Genomic DNA, 20,099 nt, shown 5'->3' with positions numbered 1-20,099 from the left:
GGAACAATCACTGCGAAGTGAACGATTGTTAGCAGCACTTGCGGGGCAGACGTTGGGGAAGGCGCCGGAGTGTGCGACCCTCGCTTCCCTCCGTGCGCCGCCTCTCCGCCTCCCTGCCGATCAGAGCCGCTCGGCATCCTGGGAGACGGCAAGCGCCGCCCACCGCTCGCCGGTCCCCCACAGTCGACCCGCACCCCGACGACCGGCGGACGGCCGCCTGATTCGGGGATTGACATGACCACACAGAACTTTCGGACGCGGGGACTGAGGTCCGCCGCCGCGGTCGGCATCGGCGTGGCGGCTGGCGTCCTCGCCACACTGGCGGCGCGGCGCCATGCGCTTGAGTCGCTGCGCATACGCCTGGACCATCTGGAGCGGAGCGCACACACGCAGCAGGACGCCAACCTCGCCACCCAGCAACGCCAGCACTGGGAGTTGCTGAGCAAAGCAATCGACGATCCCGAACTCGCCGAGGTGCTGGACCTCTACGAGGCTTCCGTCTCCCCCAAACAGCGCCGGCAGTATCTCTTCGCCAACGCGCTCTACACCAACCTGCTCTTCTATTACCGCATCGGGAACCTGAGCAGGGACGAGTTCTTCAAGCACGTACGGGGGATGTTCCAGAACCCGATCGTGAGGGAGTACTGGTACACCACTCAGCAGCAGCGGGCGAGCCTCGCGGACACCGACGAAGCAGAACTCGGTCTGCTCGTCGACGATCTGCTGCAGCAACTCGAGGAGGCCGACACCGAGGAGTGGTGGGTGGTGGGCGAGTCGCCGGGCGAACCGGATGGGCCATGACGTCCAGGACCGGCCCGGAGCGGTACCGCTCGGGGCCGACCCTCCCTGCCCCAGGGCTAGGCGTCCGGAATATCCGCCTTCGCCTTGACCAGGGTCTCGCGGGAAATCACGACAATGCGCTCGTAGTCAGCACGTGCCGCATCGGGCGGAAGCATGGATTCCAGTGAATCGGTCACATCCGTACCGATTATGGCGAAATTCCCATCTGCCAATTCGAAGATATCGGGGCATGTGGCCCCGTTGGTGCTACCTCGATGGCGTGGAGCGACGCCAAGGCGGCGGACGATCTGACTCACTGTCAAATTCCCTTTGATCTCAGGCACACACAAGGCACGCAAGCGCCTGCGCACGCTGAGGCACGTGCGCGGTGGCATCCTTGCAGTCCTGAGCGCAAAGTCGATCTCCGACCCCACCACATGGCACGAGCAGACCACCCGGGCAGACCACCGACGGTGCGCACCGTAGTCAACTCTGCTCCGCCTCTGCGGGGTGCGCCCATTTATGGGTTCGTTATCACCGATTGGTGTGAGTGCCCCTCACGGATCGAATGAACGCCCCCAAGAGTGATGAAAGTCGGCGAAGTCAGCATCACAGCCCCATAGCGCGACGAGAAAGCCCATCAAGCAGTCGGCACCGCCACCGGCGCCCCCGGCCCCACATACCGCGCCACCGGCCTGATGATCTTCGAGTCCTCCGCCTGCTCCAGGATGTTCGCGCTCCAGCCAACGACCCGTCCCGCCGCGAACGTCGGAGTGAACATCTCCCGCGGCAGACCGCACAGTTCCATGACGACGCCCGCATAGAACTCGACGTTCGTGTGCAGCTCCCGCCCCGGTTTCAACTCGGCCAGGATCGCCTCGACACGACGCTCGACCTCCACGGCGAACTCCACGCGCGGACCTCCGAAACTCCGGGCCACCTCGCGCAGCATGCGGGAACGCGGGTCCTCGGTCCGGTAGATCGCGTGACCGAAGCCCATGATGCGGTCGCCGGCGAGGACCCGTTCGCGGATCCAGGGCTCGATGCGGTCAGGGGTGCCGATCGCATCGAGAGTGTCCAGCGCACGGCTCGGCGCACCACCGTGCAGCGGGCCGGACAGCGCCCCCACGGCCCCGACGAGGCACGCGGCCACGTCCGCTCCCGTCGACGTGATGACACGCGCCGTGAAGGTTGATGCATTGAAGCCGTGGTCAATGGTTGAAATCAAGTACTGCTCGACCGCCCTGGCCCGCCGCGGGTCCGGCACCGAACCCGTCAGCATGTAGAGGTAGTTGGCCGCGTGGGTCAGGTCACTTCGGGGCTCCACCGGCTCCAGACCCCGGCCCAGCCGGTACAGCGCCGTGAGCAGCGTCGGTACGGCCGCGGCTGCCGCGAGGGTGTCCCGGCGGCGGTCGGCCGCGTCGAGGTCGTACACCGGCCGGAAGCCCTTGGCCGCGCCGAGCAGTGACAGCGCGGTGCGCATGCCGGCCAGCGGGCCGGACCGTCCGCTCGCGGCGGCGACGGCGGGCAGGGCCGCGCGCACCTCGTCGGGCAGCTTCCGCAGGGCCGCCGTCTCGGCGGTGAAGGCCGCGCGCCGCGTCCCGTCCGGCAGCCCGCCGTGGACCAGGAGATGCCAGACGTCCTCGAAGCCACGGCTTTGCGCAAGCTCGACGGCCGAGTACTGGCGGTAGTGATAGAAGCCCTCGACCCCGCGGACGTCCCCGATCTCGGTGTCGGTGACGACGACGCCGGCGAGCCCGCGCGGCACGTCGATGGTGGCCGTTGCTGACCTGTTGACGGACATGATTCCTCCCTGGACTTGATTAGACTGTCCATGCTTGACTGTATTGCTGTCAATATTGATTGAATCAATATTTATCACTCTCATGAATCCATATATCGTTATGCCGATACGGTGATGCCATGCGCGATCAAGAGCCCTCCGCCGGCCGCTCCGAGCAGAGGCTGACCACAAAGGAAGCCGCCGAACTGCTGGGCGTGAAGCCCGAGACCGTGTACGCGTACGTGAGCCGCGGCCAGCTCGACAGCCGACGCGTGCCCGGCGGCCGAGGCAGCACCTTCGACGTCAAGGAAGTGGAGACGCTCGCCCGGCGCAACAGACGGGAGAGCAGCGGGACTTCGGCAACGGGCGGCGAGCTCTCGGTCCGGACCCGCATCACACTCATCGAGCCCGACCGGTACTACTTCCGCGGCGTCGACGCCGCCGAACTGGCCACGCGCCACTCCTACGAAGAGGTCGCCGAGTGGCTGTGGACCAGCCGGATGCGCCCAGGCATCGAGTTCACGGCACCCGAAACGTCCGTCGCCGTCGCCCGCCGTTCCGTGGCCGCGCTGCCCGAACACACCGGGCCGACCGACCGGTTGCGGGTCGCCGCGATCGCGGCCGCGGTCGCGGACCCGCTGCGCTTCGACCTCTCCGAGGACACCGTTCTCGGCACCGCACGCACCCTCATCCCCACCCTCGTCGCCGCCCTGCCTCCGGTCCGGCGTGGCCACCACGACGAGGGCCCACTGGCCCGGCGACTGTGGGCACGACTGAGCGGACGGGAGGCGGACGAGGCCTCGCTGCGCGTGCTGGACACCGCGCTCGCCCTCCTCGTCGACCATGACCTCGCCGCCTCGACCCTAGCGGTGCGTGTCGCCGCCTCGGCCCGCGCTCACGCCTACGCGGCCGTCTCCGCCGGCCTCGGCGTGCTCGAAGGCCCCCTGCACGGAGCGGCCAGCGGGCTCGCCCACCGGCTGCTGCTCGACGTGCTCGAAGAGGGCGACGCGGCCCCCGTGATCGCGGAGGAGCTGCGGGCGGGCCGCCGCATTCCGGGACTCGGCCACCGGCTCTACCCTCGCGAGGACCCACGCGCGCGTGTCCTGTTCGGCCTCCTGGAGGAGATCCCCGGCGCCGCACCCGCCCTCGCCGCGGCGCGCGACGTCGTGGCCACCACCGCCCGCCACACGTCGCTGCACGCCAACGTCGACCTGGCCCTGGCGGTCCTCACCGCCTCCTCGGGCATGCCCTCCACGGCCGGCGAGACGATCTTCGCGGTGGCTCGGACGGCGGGCTGGATCGCCCACACGCTGGAGGAGTACGCAGAACGCCCGCTGCGCATGCGCCCGAGCGGCCACTACGTCGGCCCGAGGCCGCCCCAGCCGCTGCCGTCACCGGAGTAGGACCCGGCCGCACGGGACACGGCCACGACTGGAAGTCACCGCGAGCCAAGTCAGGTTAGGCTCACCTCTGTGAGTACGTGCTCGACCGTGTCCCAGGAGCTCGACGAGCCGATTTCGGGAACCGCGGCCACAGCGAGGACCTGGCTGCTGCTGGAGCAGCCGGGCCCCTGGGGCGCCGACGCGCTCACGTCGAGCCACCTCGACCCGGCAGTCGGCCGCGCTCTGGAAAGCGCCGCGAAGGACACGGGCGTACGCATCGCGCTCATCCGGCGCCCGGGGCGGCACGCCGACTTCGGCACGCCCGCCGCACGGCAGGTGTACGCGGCCCACACGATGCCCGGCAAGGCCTGGCTGCACTCCGCCACGGCCTGCGATCCACGGGTCCTTCTCGACCTCGATTTCGCCGCGCTGGGCCAGGGCGATCACACCACCTTCGACGCGGTGCTCGCGGCGCGGCCCCACACCGGTGACCCGCTCGCCCTCGTCTGCACCAACGGCAAGCGCGACCGCTGCTGCGCGCTGCTCGGCCGGCCGCTCGCAGCAGAGCTGGCCTCCTCCGGGGTGGAGGGCGTCTGGGAGGTCACTCATCTGGGTGGCCATCGCTTCTCTCCCACGCTGCTCGTCCTGCCGTACGGATACGCCTACGGCCGCGCCGAGGCCCACGCCGTCAAGGAGATCCTGAGCGACGTCCAGGAGGGCCGCATCGTCGTGGAGGGGTGCCGCGGGGGATCTGCCTGGGAGCGGCCGGGCCAGGCGGCCGAGCTGGCGGTGCGCACGGCCGCGGGCGAGTACGCGGCGGGCGCCCTGAGCATCGTAGGGGCGGACGGGGCCGCGCCGCGCTGGCAGGTGTCCGTCGCCCACACGGACGGACGCCGGTGGCGCGTCGAGGTCGCCCAGGGAGCGTCCCTGCCGGCCCGCCCGGAGAGCTGCGGGACGTCGGTTCTGGGCTCGCCCGCTCGCATGGAGGTCCTGGCAGTGCATGAGTCGAGGACGGCCGCACTCGTGGGTTGACCCGGCCGGTCAATACCTCGACCTGCTCGTCCAGCATTGATCAAGAGATCCATGCCACACCCCCTTCGGTGGTTCCGGCAGGTCCACGTACCGTCGTGGGTATGAGCCGTACTCCCCCCGCACGCCGCCTGCGCATCGGCCTGCCGAAGCGGGTGTTCTCGCAGGTACTGCTGATGCAGTTGGTGATCGCCGCGGGGGTCGCGGTGCTCGCGACCGGGCTGTTCCTGGCCCCGCTGAGCAAGCAGCTGGACAACGAGGCGATGCGCCGCGCCCTGGCCATCGCCGAGACGACGGCCCAGGATCCGCACATCGCCGAGGGCGTGCTGACCACCCCGCCGACCAGTACCGGTCCGGTGCAGAAGGAGGCCGAGCGGATCCGGCTCGCCACCCACGCCGAGTACGTCGTGGTGCTGGACCGGCACCAGGTTCGCTGGTCGCATCCCACAGAGTCGGAGATCGGCCACCTCGTCTCCACTGACCCCCGCGATGCCCTGGCCGGCAAGCACGTCATGGAAATCGACAAGGGCACCCTGGGCCGCTCGGCACGCGGCAAGGTGCCTCTGCGGGACTCCGAAGGCAGGATCATCGGAGCGGTCTCGGTCGGGATCAAGTACGACAGCGTGCGGGCCGAGCTCATCGGCGCGATCCCCGAGCTGCTCGCGTACGCCGGCGGCGCCCTGGCCGTCGGCGCGCTCGCCGCCTGGGTGATCTCCCGGAGGGTCCAGCGGCAGACCCGCGACCTGGCTTTCTCGGACATCTCGGCGCTGCTCGCGGAGCGCGAGGCGATGCTGCACGGCATCCGGGAGGGCGTCGTCGCCCTGGACCGCGCCGGCCGCATCCGCCTGCTCAACGACGAGGCACATCGCCTGCTGAGCATCGACGACGAGGCCGTGGGCCTCTCCCCCCACGAGGCGCTGGGCGAGGGACGTACGGCCGACATCCTGGGCGGGCGGGTGACGGGCACCGACCTGCTCACGGTCCGCGGGCAGCGCGTCCTGGTCGCCAACCGCATGCCCACCGACGACGGTGGCGCCGTGGCCACCCTGCGCGACCGCACCGAGCTGGAGCAACTCGGCCGGGAGCTCGACTCGACGCGCGGCCTGATCGACGCCCTGCGGGCCCAGGACCACGAGCACGCCAACCGCATGCACACTCTGCTGGGGTTGCTCGAACTGGAGATGTACGACGACGCCGTGGACTTCGTCGGAGAGGTGGTCGGCGACCACCGGGCCACCGCCGAGCAGGTCACGGAGAAGATCCAGGATCCGCTGCTCGCCGCGCTGCTGGTCGGCAAGGCCACGGTCGCGGCCGAGCGCGGCGTGGCCCTGTGGGTCTCCGACCGGACACGGCTCCCGGACCGGCTGATCGATCCCAGGGGGCTCGTCACGATCGTCGGGAACCTGGTGGACAACGCACTCGACGCGGTCGCCGGCACCCTCCACGCGCGCGTGGAGATCGAGTTGCACGCCGAGGGACGTACCGCCGTCCTCAGAGTGCGCGACACGGGACCCGGAATCCCTGAGGAGCAACGCGAGTTGGTCTTCACCGACGGATGGTCCACGAAGGAACCGCCCGCGCACCGCAAGCGCGGCATCGGGCTCTCCATGGTCCGCAAGCTCGCCGAGCGGCAGGGCGGCAGCGCCTCGGTCGACGAGGCGCACGGCGGCGGCGCGGAGTTCACCGTCGTCCTGCCGGAGGCGCTGACCGAGACGGAGCCGGCGCTGGAGCCGGCCCTCACCGCAACCGCGGACATGCCCGCCGAGGAGGAGTCGCGATGATCGAGGTACTGGTCGTGGACGACGACACCAGGGTCGCGCATGTCAACGCCGCCTACGTCGAGAAGGTGCCGGGCTTCCACGTCGCCGGCGAGGCGCACAACGCGGCCGAGGCACTGCGTCAGGTGGAGTCGCTGCCCCGTCTGGATCTGATCCTCATGGACCACTATCTGCCCGACGACACGGGCCTCGCCGTGGTCCGGGAGATGCGCCGCCGCGGCCACCAGACCGACGTGATCATGGTGACCGCGGCACGCGACGTGGCGACAGTGCAGGCCGCGATGCGGCACGGAGCGCTGCAGTACCTGGTCAAACCGTTCGCCTTCGCGGGCCTGCGCGCCAAACTGGAGGCGTACGCGCAGTTGCGCCGCACCCTGGACGGCGGCGGCGAGGCGGAGCAGGCGGAGGTGGACCGCATCTTCGGCGCCCTGTCGGCCTCTTCGGAGCCGGGGCTGCCCAAGGGCCACTCCCCCACCACTGCGGAGCTGGTGCGTCAGTCCCTGATGGGAGCTGAAGGCCCGCTGTCCGCCCAGGAGATCGCCGAACGGACGGGTGTGAGCCGCCAGACCGCCCAGCGCTATCTGAAGCTCCTGGAACGCACGGGACGGGCCCGGCTCACCCTGAAATACGGCGACGCGGGCCGCCCTGAACACCGTTACGTGTGGGCGACCCGCGCCTGAGGGCACGGCCGGTGGGGGCGGGGGAAGGGCCGCGCCCTCCTGGTGGATACGGATTCAGCCCGCGGCCTTCTCCACGAACTCGGTGGTGAACGTCTTGCTCAGATCCACCTTGGCGTTCTTGATGTTGGGATTGAACGCCTTGAGTACCTTCTCGACGGTCTCCGGGCCGTCCTTGGGCATGACGCCGTCGTCGGTGAACATCGGCAGCGTGCTCTTGATGGCCGCGGCGTAGAGAAGCTTGTTGCCCTGCGAGTAGTCGGCGGGCATCTTCTCCGCGATCTGGCTCGAGCTGTGGGTGGACATCCACTTGAGCGTCTTGACGAATGCATTGGCCAACTTCTGGACGGTGTCCCGGTGACTGTTGACCCAGTCCGTCTGCATGTACAGGCTTGACGACGGGTACGGACCGCCGAGCGCCTTCTGGGACCCCTCCGGAGTCCGCATGTCGAGGAGGACCTTGCCCGCCTTCTTGTCCAGGATCGTGGCGACGGTCGGGTCGGTCGTCATACCGCCGTCGATGGCACCCCTCTGGAGCGCCGAGATGAAGGTCGGTCCCGCTCCGACGGCGACCGGCGTGAAGTCGCTGACCTTCACCCCGTTCTTGACGGCGAGGTACTTGGTGAGGAAGTCGGTCGACGAACCGAGACCGGTGATGCCGAGCTTCTTGCCCTTGAAGTCCTTGGGCGACGTGATGTCGCCGGCCGCCTCGGTGGAGACGATTTCCACCTCGCCGGGCGCTTGCGAGAACTGCACGACCGACTCGATGGCCTTGCCCTTCGTCTGCAGGTCGAGCGTGTGGTCGTAGAAGCCGACGGCCCCCTGGACCTGCCCGGAGACGAGCGCGGTCTCGGCCTGGACACCGGCGGGCTCGCTCAGCAGCTCCACGTCGAGGCCCTCGGCGTCGAAGTAGCCGAGCCGCTGGGTGAGCATCGCCGGCATGTAGATCACCTTGTCCAGGCCGCCGACCATGATCTTGACCTTCGTGCCCTTGCCGTCCCCCTTGCTGCCGGAGCCACTGGATGCGGTGCCGGCCGCGTCGTTGGCACAGGCGGTGAGGGACGAGAGGGCGAGCAGGCCTGCGGCGGCCAGGGTGGTGTATCTGACGGGCTTGCGCATGACGGGTTCACGTCCTTGTGAGAGGGCGGTGCGGGGAGCGGAGAAGCGGGGAGAAAAGAGGCGAAGAGAGGCGGCTCGGCCTCAGCTGTCGGAACCTGCCGGTTTCCACCGGAAGATGCGGCGCTCGGCGAAGGTCAGCAGTCCCTCGGCGGCGAGTGCCACGACGGCGAGGATGACCATCGCCGCGTACACACCGGCCGTGTTGAAGGTTCCCTGCGACTGCGAGATGAGCAGGCCGACGCCCTTGGTCGCGCCGATGTACTCACCGACGATGGCGCCGATGAGGGCGAAGCCGAAGCTGACGTGGAGGCTGGTGAAGATCCACGAGGTCGCGGAGGGTACGACCACCTGAAGCGTCACCCTGCGGTCGCTCGCGCCGAGGATCCGGGCATTGGCGACGAGGTTGCGGTCGACCTCGCGAGCGCCCTGGAAGGCGTTGAAGAAAACCGGGAAGAAGACCAGGACGACAGCCGACGCGACCTTGGAGGCGGGGCCCAGGCCGAACCAGATCATGAAGATCGGGGCGAGGACGATCCTGGGTATCGAGTTGAGCACCTTGATGTATGGACCAAGGACATCGGCGAGGAAAGTGATCCGCCCCAGTGTGATGCCGAACACGACACCGGCGATCACACCGAAGACCCAGCCGAGCAGCGCCTCGTACAGCGTGTACCAGATCTGCTCGCCGAGGGACCCGATCGCCGTCCCGTGCATCACCCAGGTGTGGATCTGGTCCCAGATCTTCGAGGGCATCGAGAAGTTGAACGGATCGATGACCTTGGTTCGGGCCAGCACCTCCCACAGACCGAGGACGGCGACCAGCAGCAGTACCCGGGCGGCGTTGACGACGATCTTGCGTCTACGGGCGGCCCGCGCGCGTGAGTGTGCGCGGTTCGTCTTGTTGCCGGGCTCGGTCACGGCCGGCGCGATCTGGGCCTCGGGCAGGACGTCAGGCGACACGGGCGGCACCCCTCTCACGGGTGATCCGGACCTCTTCGCCGAGGGACTCCCAGATCTCGCGGTAGATCTCGATGAACCGCGCCTCCAGGCGCACGGACTCGACCTTGCGCGGCCGCGGCAGGTCGATGTCGAAGACCTGCTTGACGGTGGCGGGGCCGGCCGTCATCACGACGACCTTGTCGGCCAGCGCGATCGACTCCTCCAGGTCGTGCGTGACGAACACCACGGAGGCGCCCGTGCCGGCCCAGAGCTCCAGCAGCTCGTCCGACATCAGCGCCCTGGTCTGCACGTCGAGCGCCGAGAAGGGCTCGTCCATGAGCAGGATCTCGGGGTCGTTGACGAAGGTCGCGGCGAGCGCGACGCGCTTGCGCTGGCCGCCGGACAGCTGGTGCGGGTAGCGGTCCTCGAAGGCCGAGAGGCCGACCCGGGCCAGCCATTCGCGCGCCTTCTGCTTTGCCTCCGCCTTGGGCACGCCGCGGAAGCGCGGGCCGGCCATGACGTTGGACAGGACGGTTCGCCAGGGGAAGGTGGCGTCCTGCTGAAAGACGAAACCGACCTTGTCGCCGACGCCGTTCACCGGCTCACCGGCGACCAGGACCTCACCCTCGGTGGGTTCCTCCAACCCGCTGACCAGGGTCAACGTGGTCGACTTACCGCAGCCCGTAGGGCCGACGACCGCGACGAACTCGCCGCGCCCGACCGTGAGGTCCAGCTCCCTCACGGCCGTGTGCAGACCCCCCGACGGGGTCCTGAAGATCTTGCTCGCGCCCCGGAGCTGGATGGCGGGGCTGGTGTCTGCGCTCATGGCCGGGAACGGTAGGTGTGGCCCGGGGCACAGCAGCAGCCTTGTGAGCGCATGCCGTTCTTTTGCTTGCAACAGCCTGTTGTGCTCGTTTTGCGCGCGCTACAACTGCGGAGCCGAACACGGGCCTGAGGCCCGCCTGGCCTTGACAGAAAGAGGCCCGATGATTGACGTCCTGGTCGTGGACGACGACTTCCGCGTCGCCGAGATAAACGCCAAGTACGTGGGAAAGGTTCCCGGGTTCCGGGTCGCCGCCCGCGCACACAGCGCTGCCCAGGCACTCGCCAGCGTGCAGCGCGGGTCCATCGACCTGGTCCTGCTCGACCACTACCTGCCCGACCAGACGGGCCTGGATCTCGTCCACCGCATGCGGGAGCAGGGCCACGGCACGGACGTCATCATGATCACCGCGGCCAGCGATGTGACAACCGTGCAGGCCGCGATGCGCCTCGGAGCGCTGCACTATCTGGTCAAGCCGTTCACCTTCGCCGCCCTGCGCACCCGCCTCGACTCGTACGCCGCTCTGCGCCGCACCGTCGATCGGGTCGGCGGCCGCGGCATCGCCGGCCAGGACCAGGTGGACCGGATCTTCGGCGCGCTGCGCACCACCCCGGCCACGTCGTCACCGAGCCTGCCCAGCGGCCACTCGGAGCCGACAAGCGACCTCATCTGCCGCGTGCTGCACCACGCCGACCACCCGCTCTCCGCCCACGAGGTCGCCACCGAGACCGGCCTGAGCCGCTCCACCGCCCAGCGCTACCTCCGCAACCTCGAACAGGCCGGCCGCCTCCGCCTCACCCTGAAATACGGCGACACGGGCCGCCCGGAACACCTCTACGCATGGGTGGCCCCATAGCCCGAAGTTCCTTGGCCCGCCCCGTCGCTCGCCGGCAGCCCGTTGTGCCGTACGACGACGAGGGTGGCAGTCCCTACACCGCTCCCGCCCCCGTCAGCGCCCGCACCTCGGTCTCCGCGTGCTTGGCCTCGTCCGGGATCTCGGCGGAGGTGACCGTACCGAGCCAACCGGCGAGGAAGCCCATCGGGATCGACACGAGGCCGGGGTTCTGAAGCGGGAAATACTGGAAGTCGACGCCCGGGAACAGCGATTCCGGACCGCCCGAGACCACCGGCGACAGAACGACAAGGCCCAGGGCGGGGATCAGCCCGCCGTATACCGCCCACACGGCGCCGCGGGTGGTGAAGTTGCGCCAGAACAGCGAGTACAGCAGGACCGGGAGATTCGCGGACGCGGCGACTGCGAAGGCGAGGCCCACCAGGAAGGCGACGTTCAGGTCACGGGCCAGCAGGCCGAGGGCGATCGCGACCACGCCGATCCCGACCGAGGCGATCCGCGCCACGGCCACCTCGCTGTGCGGCTTGGCGTGACTGCGCCGAAGCGACGCATACAGGTCGTGGGCCACGGACGCCGAGGAGGCGAGCGTGATTCCGGCGACCACCGCGAGGATGGTGGCGAAGGCCACGGCGGCGACGATCGCAAAGAGAACCGTTCCTCCTGTGGAACCCGCTCCGCCGCCCAGGTTGAGCGCCAGGAGCGGAACCGCCGTGTTCCCGGCCGCGCTCGACCCGCGTACCGCCTCCGGACCCACGATCGCGGCCGCGCCGAAGCCGAGGACGATCGTCATCAGGTAGAAGCCGCCGATGAGCCCGATCGACCAGAGTACCGAGCGGCGGGCGGCCCGGGCCGTGGGCACCGTGTAGAACCGGGACAGGATGTGCGGCAGCCCCGCCGTGCCCAGCACCAGGGCGAGCCCGAGGCTGATGAAGTCGAAGCGGGCGGTCCATCCTCCGCCGTACTTGAGTCCCGGTGCCAGGAACGCGTCGCCGTGACCACTGCGCTCGGCCGCCGTCAGCAGCAGCCTGTCGAAGTCGCCGTGGAACCGGAGCAGGACGAGCACGGTCAGCGCCACCGTACCGGCGAGCAGGAGAACCGCCTTGACGATCTGGATCCAGGTGGTGGCCCGCATCCCTCCCAACGACACATAGATGACCATGAGCGCACCGACGCCGATGACGGTCCAGGCTCGTGCGGGCCCGCTCGTCCCCCCGAGCAGCAGAGCGACCAGGCTCCCCGCGCCCACCATCTGCGCCACCAGATACAGAACGGACACGATGACCGATGAAGTTCCCGCCGCGATCCGAACGGGTCGCTCGCTCATCCGCGCCGCGACCACGTCGGCCAGCGTGAACCGCCCGCAGTTGCGCACCAGTTCGGCGACGAGGAAGAGCACCAGCAACCAGGCGACAAAGAAGCCGACCAGATACAGCAGCCCGTCGTATCCGAAGAGCGCGATGAGCCCGGTGACGCCCAGGAAGGAGGCAGCCGACATGTAGTCGCCGGCGATGGCAAAACCATTCTCCATGGGCGAGAAGAGACGTCCGCCCGCGTAGAACTCCTCCGCCGAACCATGCCGGTTGCGGCTCACCCACGTCGTGATCGCCAAAGTGACGGCCACGAACGCGCTGAACAGAAACAGCGCCAGCGTCTGATGGTTGCCCGTCACAACACACCACCTCGTGCCCCACGCGTCAGTTCCTGCGTGTCCCAGCGCAGTTCGAGCGCGGCGCGGTCCCTGCGCAGCCGCGCATGCCGGGCATACGCCCATGCGAACAGGAACGTCGTGAGGAACTGCCCGAGCCCCGCGAGCATCGCCACGTTCACGGCGCCCGCCACGGGATACGCCATCAGCCCGGGTGCGCTGGTGGCGGTCACCACGTACCCCAGGTACCAGACGAAGAAGACTACGACTCCCGGCACCACGAACCGGCGGTAACGGCTGCGCACTTCCTGGAACGCCGCGCTGCGCTGCACCTCGAGATAGACCTCGGACGCAACCGCTGCCCCGTCCTCGCCCGCCAGCCGCTCAGAACCGGCATCGGGCACCGGTACCTGTCCCCCGAGGCCGTCCAACTCGCCCCATCCGGAGGCGAGTGCGTCGTACCAGGGATCGTCGTACCTCACACCCCCGGGTGCCTCGTCGAAGGACGTTTCATGGTCCTCGCGGGGCTCGGCCGAACCATCGCCGCCACCCCCGCCTCCGCGAGGACGGCCATTGCTTGACTGCATGCCCAAGGATGGACAGAACGGGAAGATCCCCGACTCTCCTTCTCCGCGCTCTTCACCCCATCAGGTGACTCACCTCACCGGCGGCCGCGCAAGCCCCTTCGCATACGCGTAACGCACCGCCTGGGCGCGGTCCTTGAGCCCCGTCTTGGCGAAGAGGTTGTTGATGTGGGTCTTCACGGTCGCGGTGGAGACATGCAGCTTCCGCGCGATCTCCTGGTTACTGAGGCCTTCGGCGATCAGCAGCAGCACCTCCGTCTCCCGCGCTGTCAGGCCGTCCGGCGCCTCGGTGATGGTCGCCGGCGGCGGCTCCGGATCGGACAGCCGCTCCAGCAACCGCCGTTGGATGCTGGGCGACAGCCCCGCGTCCCCGGACAGCACACTCTGCACGGCCCGTACGATCTCGTCCCCTCCCGCGTCCTTGGTGAGATATCCCCGTGCTCCGGCCCGCAACGCCGGGAACAAGGACTCGTCGTCCGCGTACGTAGTGAGCACCACGACCTGCGTCCCGGGGTGCTCAGCACGAATGCGCCGGGTCGCTTCCACACCGTCGCAGCGGGGCATGCGCAGGTCCATCAGCACCACGTCAGGGGCGAGCTCGGCGACGAGCTGCACCGCCTCGTTCCCGTCGCCCGCGGCGCCGACCACCTCGATCCCGGGCAGCAGGCCCAACAGCATCACGATGCCCTCACGCACGACGGTCTGGTCGTCCGCGACGACCACACGCGCGGGCCGCTTCTCCGCCTCTTCCGTCATACGGGCACCTTCAGCGTCACCACGAACCCCTCCTCGTCCGGCCCCGCCTCCAGCGAGCCGCCCAGCAGCTCGGCGCGCTCGCGCATGCCCAGCAGACCGTACCCGGCACCCGCCCCGGCGAGTTCGCCCGGTGAACCTCCGGAGTCACGTACATCCAGCGTCACTTGCTGGTCGCTGTAGTCCAGCCGCAGCTGCACCTTGGCCCCGGGCGCATGCTTGCGGACGTTGGTCAGGGCTTCCTGAGCGACCCTGCGTACGGCCTGCGACGCCTCGGCCGGCAGCTGCGTGCGCTCACCCGTAATGGTGACCTCGGCTCCCGCCGTCGCACCGACGAGCTGCGCGAGGAAGTCCTCCAGCGGAGTGAGCTCGCCACGCAGCGCGGACAGGGCGTGCCGCGTCTCGTCGAGACCGTCGCGCGCCATGCCCCGAGCCGCCACCACGCGCTCCAGGATCTGCTCCCGGCCGGCGCCCCGCTCGATCAGCAGCCGGGCCGCCTCCAGGTGCACGAGCTGCGCGGAGAGGCTGTGTGCCAGCACGTCGTGGATCTCTCGCGCGATCCGGGCCCGCTCCGCGAGCGCCGCCGACTCCGCTTCTGCAGCCCGGGCGGCCCTCTCCTGGGTGAGCAATCGCTGGGCGTTGCCCTGCGCCTCGGCGTCGAGGCGCAGGGTGTAGCCCGCGAGAGCGAGACCTACACCGGTGATGGCGGTCGTCAGCAGATTGTCGTTGTTGACAACCCCGTACAGGCCGAGGGCCACCCCGGCAGCGGGCAGACCGGCCGCCAGGGGCAGCCGCTCCAACGAGGCAACCGCGCACCCGCACCAAATGACGAGTGCAGGAACCCGGAAGTCCGAGGACTGGGCCAGCATCGCGATGCCCTGCAACAGTGCGAGCGACCCCAGAGAGGGCCACAGCCGGTGCCGAAACGTGAAGCGGAAGAAAGCCCAGGCAAGGAATGCCGCCACCAGCACCACGCCGCCGCCCACGACCGCCTTCCAGCCGTGCACATGATCGCTACTGAAGACTCCCCCGAGCAGCACGCCGAGGACCAGCAGCCGCACGGCCCGGGCGAGCAGGCGCCGGGGCCGGGTGAGTCCTTCCCGGCCGAGCGCCTCCCGCGAGGGCCAGCGCATCCACGCGTTCCGCGTCACACGCGCTCCTTCCGCGCAGGGCGGGCCATGGGGTCACCGTACGCCGCGGTCGCACCCGTCGCGGGAGCGGCCGACTGTGCCCGCCAGACCAGGATGCCGGAGCGGACCAGGAGTGTGGCCGCGAGGGCGATGAGCAGGGCGGAGCTGTCCTGGTGCACGCCGACGGCAGCGCCCAGAGCGAAGAGGCCGACGCGCAGGGCGATGCCGACGATCCAGACGGTCACGCTCGCCTTGGTGCTCTTGCTCCACACGGTGCCGTCCGGCTCGGCCCATATTCGGGTCGTCCAGGCCCAGGCGGCCCCTGTGGCAAGACCGATGAGCAGTTCGGTGCCGAGCAGGGCGATCGACGCCGCGCGGTGGTGGACGTCGACGATGCCGGGCTCGCGCAGCGCCACGACCGCAAGGATCGCGGGCAGGAGCCACCAGCGCCGGCCGGTGCCGATCTGCTGGGCGCGGAACTGTCGTACGACGACCACGACGACGACAGCCGCGATCGCCAGCCCGTTGACGAGCCCGGACATCAGAGCCTCCGTGAGCGAAGAGAGGGATCGGCAGCGAGTGCTGTCGACGCCTTCGACGCTACGGAGATTCGCAGGTCAGCAGATCGGAGCCGGGGTGGATCGTGGGTGGATCCGCAACCCGCCGAGGCACCCACCCACGGGTGGAGCCCACCCGCTGGCCCCGGGCCCCGCCCCGGCCGCCAACCTGCCCGTCACCCGGCACACGGCATCGGGCATCCGGCAAGCCCTCCGCTGAGCTCAGCGCCCAGCCCAGCCCACGCCAGGCTGCCGGCTCCTTCGCCCCAAGCCGGGCCTGGCATGAGACCCCCGAGGCCCTGGCCGGACACCTGGCCCAACCAAGGCCGCCCGCCCGAGCCAGGGCCCGTCGAGCGAGCGCTACATCTCGGGGTCAAGCCAGCCGAACTCCGCCCATGCCCAGCCCGCCATCCTCGCCCCGCCCGGCCCTCCCCCACCAGGCCGAGCGCAGCGGCTACGCGTCGATGCGCGACCGGTCCAGCGTCGCCGCCGAGCTGGAGATGAACTCCTTGCGCGGTGCCACGTCATTACCCATCAGTAGATCGAAGACCTGCTCGGCGGAGTCGAGGTCGGACAGGTTGATCCGGCGCAGGGTGCGGTGGCGCGGGTCCATCGTCGTCTCGGCCAGCTGGTCGGCGTCCATTTCACCGAGACCCTTGTAGCGCTGGATGGAGTCCTTGTACCGGATGCCCTTGCTCTGGAACTCCAGGAGCTTGTCGCGCAGCTCACGGTCCGAGTAGGTGTAGACGTACTTGTCCTGCCCCTTCTTCGGCTGGACGATCTCGATGCGGTGCAGCGGCGGCACCGCGGCGAACACCCGGCCCGCCTCGACCATGGGCCGCATGTAGCGGTGGAACAGCGTCAGCAGCAGGGTCCGGATGTGTGAACCGTCCACGTCGGCGTCAGTCATCATGATGATCTTGCCGTAGCGGGCCGCGTCGATGTCGAACGTCCGCCCAGAACCCGCTCCTATGACCTGGATGATCGCGCCGCACTCGACGTTCTTGAGCATGTCGGTCACGGACGACTTCTGGACGTTGAGGATCTTGCCGCGGATCGGCAGCAACGCCTGGAACTCGGAATTTCGGGCCAGCTTGGCCGTGCCGAGCGCGGAGTCTCCCTCGACGATGAACAGCTCGCTGCGGTCCACGTCGTCACTGCGGCAGTCCGCGAGCTTGGCCGGCAGTGACGAAGACTCCAGAGCCGTCTTCCGGCGCTGTGCGTCCTTGTGCTGACGCGCCGCGATACGCGTGCGGGCCGCGGCGACCGCCTTCTCCATGACCACACGCGCCTGGGCGGCCGCGTCCCGCTTCGTTGAGGTCAGGAACGCCTTGAGCTCCTTGGAGATCACGGTGTTCACGATGCGGCGGGCCGCCGAGGTGCCGAGGACCTCCTTGGTCTGGCCCTCGAACTGCGGCTCGGCGAGGCGGACGGTGACGACCGCCGTGAGGCCCTCCAGTGCGTCGTCCTTGACGATGTCGTCCTCGGCGACGCGCAGCAGCTTCTTCGCGCGCAGCACCTCGTTCATCGTCTTGGCGACCGCCTGCTCGAAGCCGGCGACGTGAGTGCCCCCCTTGGGGGTGGCGATGATGTTGACGAACGACTTCAGGTTCGTGTCGTAGCCGGTGCCCCAGCGCATCGCGACGTCGACGGCGAGTTCGCGGGTGACCTCGGTGGGCGTCATCTGGCCGTGGTCGTCCAGGACCGGGACGGTCTCCTTGAAGCTGCCCTGCCCGGAGAAGCGGAGGATGTCGTTCACCGGTTTGTCGGTGGCCAGGTACTCGCAGAACTCGCTGATGCCGCCGTCGAAGCGGAAGGACTCCTCACCCTTGCTGCCGCCCTCGCCGAGACCCAACTCGTCGCGGACGACGATGGTCAGGCCGGGCACCAGAAACGCCGTCTGGCGGGCGCGCTGATGAAGGTTCTCCAGGGAGAGCTTGGCGTCCTTGAGGAAGATCTGACGGTCGGCCCAGTAACGCACGCGCGTACCGCTGCGGGTCTTGGGAATCCTCTTGGTCTTGCGCAGCCCGCCGGTTTCGAACTTGGCATCGGGGCCGTTGGCCGCGAAGGCACCCGGCACACCGCGCCGGAAGCTGATCGCGTGAGTGTGGCCACCGCGGTCCACCTCGACGTCCAGGCGGGCCGACAGGGCGTTCACCACCGAGGCGCCGACACCGTGCAGGCCGCCCGAAGCGGCGTACGAGCCGCCGCCGAACTTGCCGCCTGCGTGCAGCTTGGTCATGACGACCTCGACGCCGGAAAGACCCGTCTTGGGCTCTACGTCGACCGGGATGCCCCGGCCGTTGTCCCGGACCTCCACCGAGCCGTCGTCGTGGAGGATCACCTCGATGTGGTCGCAGTAACTCCCGAGGGCTTCGTCCACGGAGTTGTCGATGATCTCCCACAGGCAGTGCATCAGGCCACGGCTGTCGGTCGACCCGATGTACATGCCCGGGCGCTTGCGCACGGCCTCGAGCCCCTCGAGGACGAGAAGGTGCCGCGCGGTGTAGTTGGAACCGTCCCGGTCTGCTCCTGCCAGCAGCGCTGTGGACGGCACGGACGTCTCGGCGGTCACGCGGTTCGCTCCTCGCTGAATTTCAGGTGGCGCCCTTGTGGGTAAGGGCTCGGCTTCGGTTGCCGTCAAGAGGGTACCGAGGCCTGGTAGAGCGGTTGTAACGCCACCCTCGTGTGAAGTTAAGAGTAGACCAGGGTCGTATACTTGTTCGATCCCTCGATGGAGTGAAGTACATATCACGTTCCCTTCCAGGCATGAACCATTTAGGCTCCGGGCACGTCCTCATGAACAACCGGCAAGCCAGCCGGGAGGACCTGACGTTGACAGACTGCGCGAACCCGTAAGACACAAAGACACGCAATACGGCACATTCGCCGCCAACCGGCAGCAGACAGCCGGCCTCGAGAGATTTTTTCGAGGAAAAGCCCCGGGCGGGAACGTTTTGGGGCTGGTTGGATGTTGACCCTGGTACGACAGCTCGTCGAGCTAGAGAAGAGGCGACGTGACTACTGTTCTGACCCCCGCGAGCCCACTGACGGCCGCCGATCGCTGCGACCGCTGCGGTGCACAGGCCTACGTGCGCGTTGTGCTGCTCAGCGGCGGAGAACTGCTCTTCTGCGCCCACCACGGCCGCAAGTTCGAGCCGGAACTCAAGAAGATCGCCGCTGAGATACAGGACGAGACGGAGCGACTGACGACCGTTCCCGCAAGCACGTCCGAAGAAGAGCGCTGATACCTCGCACACCCGACGAGCCAGCTCCGGCACAGGCCGGTTACGGGCGGTGCGGCCCCTGTTCTCAGGGACCGCACCGCCCGTACTCGTACCCGAAAGGCCGCTCAGCCCGCGTCAGCGCCCCCGCGAGGCGTACTCCCCCCACCGCCCCGCCCCAGGGCCTGTACGGCCTCGGACACGCGCGTGTAGACGCCGGGGTTGCCCGCACGACCGCAGCCGCTGCCCCAGGACACGAGCCCGATCAGTTTCCCCTGGGCGACGAGGGGGCCGCCGCTGTCCCCCTGGCAGGCGTCATGGCCGCCTCCCGCCTCCCCGGCGCACAGCATGCTCTTCGGGAGATACGTGCCGTCGACGCCGCCCGGATACGCCTCCGCGCACTTGGCGTCGGGCAACACGTGCAAGCGGGTCGCCCGCAGACTGCGCGCGTAGTCACCGCCGCCCGTGAGGTCTCCCCATCCGGTGACCACGGCGCTCGTACCGGGCTTGTAGGCAGGATCGTCGGAGGACGCCATCCCGATGACCGAGCTGCGCGGCAGCGGTTCGGCGAGGGTGAGCATGGCGAAGTCCTCGGCGTTGTTGACGCTGTCGTAGTCCGGATTCACCCGGATATCGCGTACCGGGATCTCCTGGCCGTCCTTCGACAGAAGGTCCGTACGGTTGGCGATGACCTTGAGGTCGGTGACGCGCTTCGACGGCGCGCCCAGGACGTCCTCGCTCATGCAGTGGGCCGCGGTGAGCACAGTCGTGGGGTCGATGGCCACGCCGCCGCAGAACTGCCCCGCACGCGTACCTCCGAACCGGTCACGACTGGACAGCGCCACGGTCCACGGGCTCGCTGACACGTCGATCGGGAAACTGCCTATGACCACGCTGTCGGCGGCCACAGAGGCAGTGGAGAGCAAAGGTATTGCGGTGGCTGCAGCCGCAAGGACCAGCGGCCGGGCCAGCGCACGGACAAAGGGACGACGCATACAGGCTCCTCACTCCGGGTGGACCATGGGAGACCCAGAGTCATCCAG

Annotated in this window: 19 protein-coding genes; 7 read left to right on the top strand and 12 right to left on the bottom strand. The window is 69.0% G+C overall.

What is annotated here, in order from left to right; translation table 11 throughout:
- The first annotated feature begins 234 nt into the window (after nt 1-234).
- Complete coding sequence (locus OOK07_RS32355; protein WP_266685319.1) at nt 235-801, top strand: DUF6082 family protein; 567 nt, start codon at nt 235-237, stop codon at nt 799-801.
- A 56-nt stretch (nt 802-857) separates the two neighbouring features.
- Here the strand turns inward: OOK07_RS32355 and OOK07_RS32350 are convergent, their stop codons facing one another.
- Both OOK07_RS32350 and OOK07_RS32345 read right to left on the bottom strand, forming a co-directional pair.
- Complete coding sequence (locus OOK07_RS32350; RefSeq protein ID WP_266685318.1) at nt 858-1,097, bottom strand: hypothetical protein; 240 nt, start codon at nt 1,095-1,097, stop codon at nt 858-860.
- 323 nt (nt 1,098-1,420) lie between these two features.
- Nucleotides 1,421-2,584 (bottom strand): citrate synthase/methylcitrate synthase, encoded by a 1,164-nt coding sequence (locus OOK07_RS32345; RefSeq protein ID WP_266799961.1) that lies wholly within the window; start codon nt 2,582-2,584, stop codon nt 1,421-1,423.
- 119 nt (nt 2,585-2,703) lie between these two features.
- Here OOK07_RS32345 and OOK07_RS32340 point away from each other — a divergent pair, with 119 nt between their 5' ends.
- The 4 genes from OOK07_RS32340 to OOK07_RS32325 all read left to right on the top strand — a co-directional run bounded on the left by OOK07_RS32340 (nt 2,704) and on the right by OOK07_RS32325 (nt 7,432).
- Nucleotides 2,704-3,966 (top strand): citrate synthase, encoded by a 1,263-nt coding sequence (locus OOK07_RS32340; RefSeq protein ID WP_266799960.1) that lies wholly within the window; start codon nt 2,704-2,706, stop codon nt 3,964-3,966.
- Between the two features lie 69 nt (nt 3,967-4,035).
- The gene (locus OOK07_RS32335) at nt 4,036-4,977 is read left to right on the top strand and encodes a ferredoxin family protein (RefSeq protein ID WP_266799959.1); all 942 of its coding nucleotides are present in this window, start codon (nt 4,036-4,038) and stop codon (nt 4,975-4,977) included.
- A 101-nt stretch (nt 4,978-5,078) separates the two neighbouring features.
- On the top strand, nt 5,079-6,755 hold the full coding sequence (locus OOK07_RS32330) for an ATP-binding protein (protein ID WP_266799958.1): 1,677 nt from the start codon (nt 5,079-5,081) through the stop codon (nt 6,753-6,755).
- A complete protein-coding gene (locus OOK07_RS32325; protein ID WP_266685313.1) occupies nt 6,752-7,432 on the top strand; it encodes a response regulator in 681 nt (226 codons plus the stop codon). Before OOK07_RS32330 ends, OOK07_RS32325 begins: the two co-directional genes overlap by 4 nt.
- Nucleotides 7,433-7,486: 54 nt before the next feature.
- On the opposite strand, the gene OOK07_RS32320 is transcribed toward OOK07_RS32325, so the two are convergent.
- The 3 genes from OOK07_RS32320 to OOK07_RS32310 all read right to left on the bottom strand — a co-directional run bounded on the left by OOK07_RS32320 (nt 7,487) and on the right by OOK07_RS32310 (nt 10,313).
- Nucleotides 7,487-8,548: an ABC transporter substrate-binding protein gene (locus OOK07_RS32320; RefSeq protein ID WP_266685312.1), complete on the bottom strand. Its 1,062-nt coding sequence runs from the start codon at nt 8,546-8,548 to the stop codon at nt 7,487-7,489.
- Between the two features lie 81 nt (nt 8,549-8,629).
- Nucleotides 8,630-9,508, bottom strand: a complete 879-nt coding sequence (locus tag OOK07_RS32315) for an ABC transporter permease (protein ID WP_405670600.1) — start codon at nt 9,506-9,508, stop codon at nt 8,630-8,632.
- On the bottom strand, nt 9,498-10,313 hold the full coding sequence (locus OOK07_RS32310; RefSeq protein ID WP_266685310.1) for an ABC transporter ATP-binding protein: 816 nt from the start codon (nt 10,311-10,313) through the stop codon (nt 9,498-9,500). The genes OOK07_RS32315 and OOK07_RS32310 overlap by 11 nt, the downstream gene beginning before the upstream one ends.
- Nucleotides 10,314-10,473: 160 nt before the next feature.
- Between OOK07_RS32310 and OOK07_RS32305 the strand changes: the two genes are divergently transcribed.
- Nucleotides 10,474-11,166 carry a response regulator gene (locus OOK07_RS32305; RefSeq protein WP_266685309.1) on the top strand — a complete coding sequence of 231 codons (693 nt, stop codon included), beginning with the start codon at nt 10,474-10,476 and terminating at the stop codon, nt 11,164-11,166.
- A 73-nt stretch (nt 11,167-11,239) separates the two neighbouring features.
- Here the strand turns inward: OOK07_RS32305 and OOK07_RS32300 are convergent, their stop codons facing one another.
- The 6 genes from OOK07_RS32300 to OOK07_RS32275 all read right to left on the bottom strand — a co-directional run bounded on the left by OOK07_RS32300 (nt 11,240) and on the right by OOK07_RS32275 (nt 18,407).
- On the bottom strand, nt 11,240-12,832 hold the full coding sequence (locus OOK07_RS32300) for a monocarboxylic acid transporter (protein ID WP_266799953.1): 1,593 nt from the start codon (nt 12,830-12,832) through the stop codon (nt 11,240-11,242).
- A complete protein-coding gene (locus tag OOK07_RS32295; RefSeq protein WP_266799951.1) occupies nt 12,829-13,395 on the bottom strand; it encodes a DUF485 domain-containing protein in 567 nt (188 codons plus the stop codon). The genes OOK07_RS32300 and OOK07_RS32295 overlap by 4 nt, the downstream gene beginning before the upstream one ends.
- Nucleotides 13,396-13,464: 69 nt before the next feature.
- Nucleotides 13,465-14,148, bottom strand: a complete 684-nt coding sequence (locus OOK07_RS32290; RefSeq protein ID WP_266685306.1) for a response regulator transcription factor — start codon at nt 14,146-14,148, stop codon at nt 13,465-13,467.
- Nucleotides 14,145-15,296: a sensor histidine kinase gene (locus OOK07_RS32285; protein WP_266685305.1), complete on the bottom strand. Its 1,152-nt coding sequence runs from the start codon at nt 15,294-15,296 to the stop codon at nt 14,145-14,147. Before OOK07_RS32285 ends, OOK07_RS32290 begins: the two co-directional genes overlap by 4 nt.
- On the bottom strand, nt 15,293-15,817 hold the full coding sequence (locus tag OOK07_RS32280) for a CcdC protein domain-containing protein (protein WP_266685302.1): 525 nt from the start codon (nt 15,815-15,817) through the stop codon (nt 15,293-15,295). The genes OOK07_RS32285 and OOK07_RS32280 overlap by 4 nt, the downstream gene beginning before the upstream one ends.
- 469 nt (nt 15,818-16,286) lie before the next feature.
- Nucleotides 16,287-18,407 carry a DNA gyrase/topoisomerase IV subunit B gene (locus OOK07_RS32275; protein WP_266799947.1) on the bottom strand — a complete coding sequence of 707 codons (2,121 nt, stop codon included), beginning with the start codon at nt 18,405-18,407 and terminating at the stop codon, nt 16,287-16,289.
- Nucleotides 18,408-18,849: 442 nt separating this feature from the next.
- On the opposite strand from OOK07_RS32275, the gene OOK07_RS32270 reads away from it, so the two are divergent.
- Nucleotides 18,850-19,080, top strand: a complete 231-nt coding sequence (locus tag OOK07_RS32270; RefSeq protein ID WP_266685298.1) for a DUF7455 domain-containing protein — start codon at nt 18,850-18,852, stop codon at nt 19,078-19,080.
- Between the two features lie 104 nt (nt 19,081-19,184).
- Here the strand turns inward: OOK07_RS32270 and OOK07_RS32265 are convergent, their stop codons facing one another.
- A complete protein-coding gene (locus tag OOK07_RS32265; RefSeq protein WP_266799946.1) occupies nt 19,185-20,051 on the bottom strand; it encodes a serine protease in 867 nt (288 codons plus the stop codon).
- Nucleotides 20,052-20,099: the final 48 nt, after the last annotated feature.

The sequence above is a fragment of the Streptomyces sp. NBC_00078 genome (assembly GCF_026343335.1).
GTDB lineage: Bacteria > Actinomycetota > Actinomycetes > Streptomycetales > Streptomycetaceae > Streptomyces.
This window is presented reverse-complemented; position numbering and strand designations above follow the sequence as displayed.

What these genes read in the sequence shown, in the direction of transcription:
- OOK07_RS32355 (WP_266685319.1), top strand. Translation starts at nt 235, where the DNA reads ATGACCACACAGAACTTTCGGACGCGGGGACTGAGGTCCGCCGCCGCG.
- OOK07_RS32345 (WP_266799961.1), bottom strand. Translation starts at nt 2,584, where the DNA reads ATGTCCGTCAACAGGTCAGCAACGGCCACCATCGACGTGCCGCGCGGG.
- OOK07_RS32340 (WP_266799960.1), top strand. Translation starts at nt 2,704, where the DNA reads ATGCGCGATCAAGAGCCCTCCGCCGGCCGCTCCGAGCAGAGGCTGACC.
- OOK07_RS32330 (WP_266799958.1), top strand. Translation starts at nt 5,079, where the DNA reads ATGAGCCGTACTCCCCCCGCACGCCGCCTGCGCATCGGCCTGCCGAAG.
- OOK07_RS32325 (WP_266685313.1), top strand. Translation starts at nt 6,752, where the DNA reads ATGATCGAGGTACTGGTCGTGGACGACGACACCAGGGTCGCGCATGTC.
- OOK07_RS32320 (WP_266685312.1), bottom strand. Translation starts at nt 8,548, where the DNA reads ATGCGCAAGCCCGTCAGATACACCACCCTGGCCGCCGCAGGCCTGCTC.
- OOK07_RS32310 (WP_266685310.1), bottom strand. Translation starts at nt 10,313, where the DNA reads ATGAGCGCAGACACCAGCCCCGCCATCCAGCTCCGGGGCGCGAGCAAG.
- OOK07_RS32305 (WP_266685309.1), top strand. Translation starts at nt 10,474, where the DNA reads ATGATTGACGTCCTGGTCGTGGACGACGACTTCCGCGTCGCCGAGATA.
- OOK07_RS32295 (WP_266799951.1), bottom strand. Translation starts at nt 13,395, where the DNA reads ATGCAGTCAAGCAATGGCCGTCCTCGCGGAGGCGGGGGTGGCGGCGAT.
- OOK07_RS32290 (WP_266685306.1), bottom strand. Translation starts at nt 14,148, where the DNA reads ATGACGGAAGAGGCGGAGAAGCGGCCCGCGCGTGTGGTCGTCGCGGAC.
- OOK07_RS32280 (WP_266685302.1), bottom strand. Translation starts at nt 15,817, where the DNA reads ATGTCCGGGCTCGTCAACGGGCTGGCGATCGCGGCTGTCGTCGTCGTG.
- OOK07_RS32265 (WP_266799946.1), bottom strand. Translation starts at nt 20,051, where the DNA reads ATGCGTCGTCCCTTTGTCCGTGCGCTGGCCCGGCCGCTGGTCCTTGCG.